This is a genomic window from Campylobacter sp. BCW_4323, from assembly GCF_001763115.1.
GTDB classification, from domain to species: Bacteria; Campylobacterota; Campylobacteria; order Campylobacterales; family Campylobacteraceae; genus Campylobacter_D; species Campylobacter_D jejuni.
In genome coordinates, this window is the sequence record NZ_MJYC01000052.1 from 1 (window position 1) to 2,525 (window position 2,525).

Sequence of the window (2,525 nt, forward strand, 5' to 3'; positions counted from 1 at the left end):
AGGTAATCAAATCCTCCATCAAGTAGGCGATACTCAAATTGTTACTAAGGGAGATTGTGTTATAATTAAAGCAGGTGGAGTTGAAGTAGTGATAGATTCTAATGGACTTGTGGTTAGAGGTGGAGAGATTAAGGCAGAGTAATAAAGAATAAACAATGAAAAAACCTTTTTACAAACTTAAAAGATTTTATATACCTTGTATAATAATTATTATAATATTTGCCGTGCTTGCAAAATTACTTTATTCTCCTTTATATACGATTTATTGGGGAATGTATCATTATCCTAAAGTTCAACTAGAATTTAAAAACTTTGAAAAAATGACTTTAAATCCAAGCCCTAAGGATATGATTAAAATTGTAAATGATTACCAACCTAAGCTAGAAGATTTTAAAGATTTAAATGTAAAAATGCAAAAGGCTATTTTTGATTTTAAGGTGGCTAAATTATTTGGATTTGAGGATAGGTATTTTGAAGCTTTTATTAAAAGCTGTGCTGGTAACTTCTTTGTTTTACATGGTAAAGAACAAATTTATTTTAATTATCTTAATTTCATAAGCGGTATAAATTCAACTTCCAATGAAAAGCAAAAATATCTAAACTTAAGAGCATCAACTAGAGATTTAGAAAGACAAATTTTTGAAGAAAAACTTAAATTTATAAAACATTATGAAGAATTTTATGATTACTTAGAGGGTGTAGGTTATTTGGATAAGGGAACAGAATATATAGGTACGGCAATTTCTTTTAAAACATTGATTCAAAATGTATTTTTGTCTAATAATGCTCAATTATGCTCTTTTGAAGATAGAAACTTAATGTTTAAAAACATGAAAGAAAATTATGAAATATTTAAAAATTTAGATGTAAAAAATATAGATGATTTAAAGAGAAATATTTATAAAAAAATATTAATTGATATGGAAAATCTCCTAAATGAAACCCAAAAGGCTTTAGATGAATGCAAATAGAAAATGAAATGAAGAAATGTTTAAAAAATTGCACATATTATGGAAGTTGGAAATTTTTAAATCCCAAATTAGATCTCTTGCCAAGTCCTTTATACTATGTTCAGCCAAGTGAGTTAGATTCTAGGATTGTGGCATATTATTTCAGAAAGGAAATTAAATTATAATGACTCCACCACCTTTACCAGATGTAGAAAAACATAAAGATTTCTTACAAACCAGAAAAGAACCTTATGCTATTTATTTAGCCATAAATACAAACATAAAAAGTTATAATAATATTTGTCCTAGCGAGCAATATTTTTGGAAATTTAATGATATGAATGAGCTTGAATGCTATAATCCAAAATTTGGCATATATCTTGGTAAAATTGTTTTTGATAAAAAAGGCAACAAACTCATCCCAAAATACATAGCCACTAAATTTGAAAATTTAGAAGAAGAAGTTAAAAAGATAAAAAATCCCTTATGGCTTGCTAATAAAAATCCTAATTATATTAAACCTAAATTTTATGATGGTATGGATGGGGGTTATTATTTTGAAAGTCCAAATAATTTAGAGTATCAATGTAAAATAGAAAAAGACACTCAAATTTTAAGCCAAGAACAAATCATTTCCTATGTGAAAGAACTTTATAGTAAAAACACAATGATAATAAAAAATTATATTGATGCAATCAATAAAAACCATGGCATAAAACCTTTCGTATTTAGTGATGAAATTTATGATCAATTAGGAGAAGTTGGCATTCTTACAAAAGAACAAGCTAATAATTTTAAAGATAAAAGTTATATTAAAAAAAATCCAATATTGCTTGCTATGCTTGATTATTTAGCAAAACAAAATAAAAAAGATGAAGATTATTTAATCACTTTTGATGATGAGTATTTTTATGCTGATTTGGTTTGGAGTTTAAAAGATTTCTTATTAGAGCTTTCTTATGGTTTGTTTCAAGATGAAACCAAGCTTCTTTTTAATCCTGCAGCTTATATGGATGACACAAAAATAGATTATAAAAATTTAAACGAAGAAATAAATAAGCGTTATGAAAAAATATTGCTTGATATGGGATTTGAAGGAGAAAATGGTTATTTTAATGATTATTATGATTATGGCTTTGGCAATAATGGTATTTTTAAATTTAGCATATATGATTATTTTGCTTATGATGAAATAGGAGTGCGCCCAATTCAACAAAGCCCATATGTTCCTCCTAGAAGCCCTTTTTATAGCCCTAATTTTGTCTATTCTGATGGAAATTATCACGGAGATGCAAAGCTTATCCCTTCTGCTTTAGGAAAGTATTATTTTGAGCTTTCCTATCAGAAAGGAGTTTATATAGAACTTTTACGCCCTTATTATCCAAGCATAAAAGATTTACCAGAAGGTTGGGACAATAAAATGCTAGAAAAAGCTAATTTAAAATAAATATGAGCATCCATGAAAAAACCTTTTTACAAACTTAAAAGATTTTATATACCTTGTGGTGTGCTTATAGCTTTGATTATTTTTATAAGCTTAACTTATCATTTTTTACAACGCCCTTTAGAGCTTAT

The 2,525-nt window shown here is 26.8% G+C and carries 2 protein-coding genes; both read left to right on the forward strand.

Annotated features, from left to right (window positions below; translation table 11 throughout):
• Nucleotides 1–155 precede the first annotated feature (155 nt).
• Nucleotides 156–971, forward strand: coding sequence for a hypothetical protein (locus tag AJN60_RS04895; RefSeq protein WP_002861583.1), 816 nt, complete (start codon nt 156–158; stop codon nt 969–971).
• A gap of 163 nt (nt 972–1,134) precedes the next feature.
• Nucleotides 1,135–2,397, forward strand: a complete 1,263-nt coding sequence (locus AJN60_RS04900) for a hypothetical protein (RefSeq protein ID WP_002861584.1) — start codon at nt 1,135–1,137, stop codon at nt 2,395–2,397.
• Nucleotides 2,398–2,525 lie beyond the last annotated feature (128 nt).

Bases quoted from the DNA above. Each gene is read 5' to 3' on its own strand.
- AJN60_RS04895 (WP_002861583.1), top strand. From the start codon at position 156: ATGAAAAAACCTTTTTACAAACTTAAAAGATTTTATATACCTTGTATA.
- AJN60_RS04900 (WP_002861584.1), top strand. From the start codon at position 1,135: ATGACTCCACCACCTTTACCAGATGTAGAAAAACATAAAGATTTCTTA.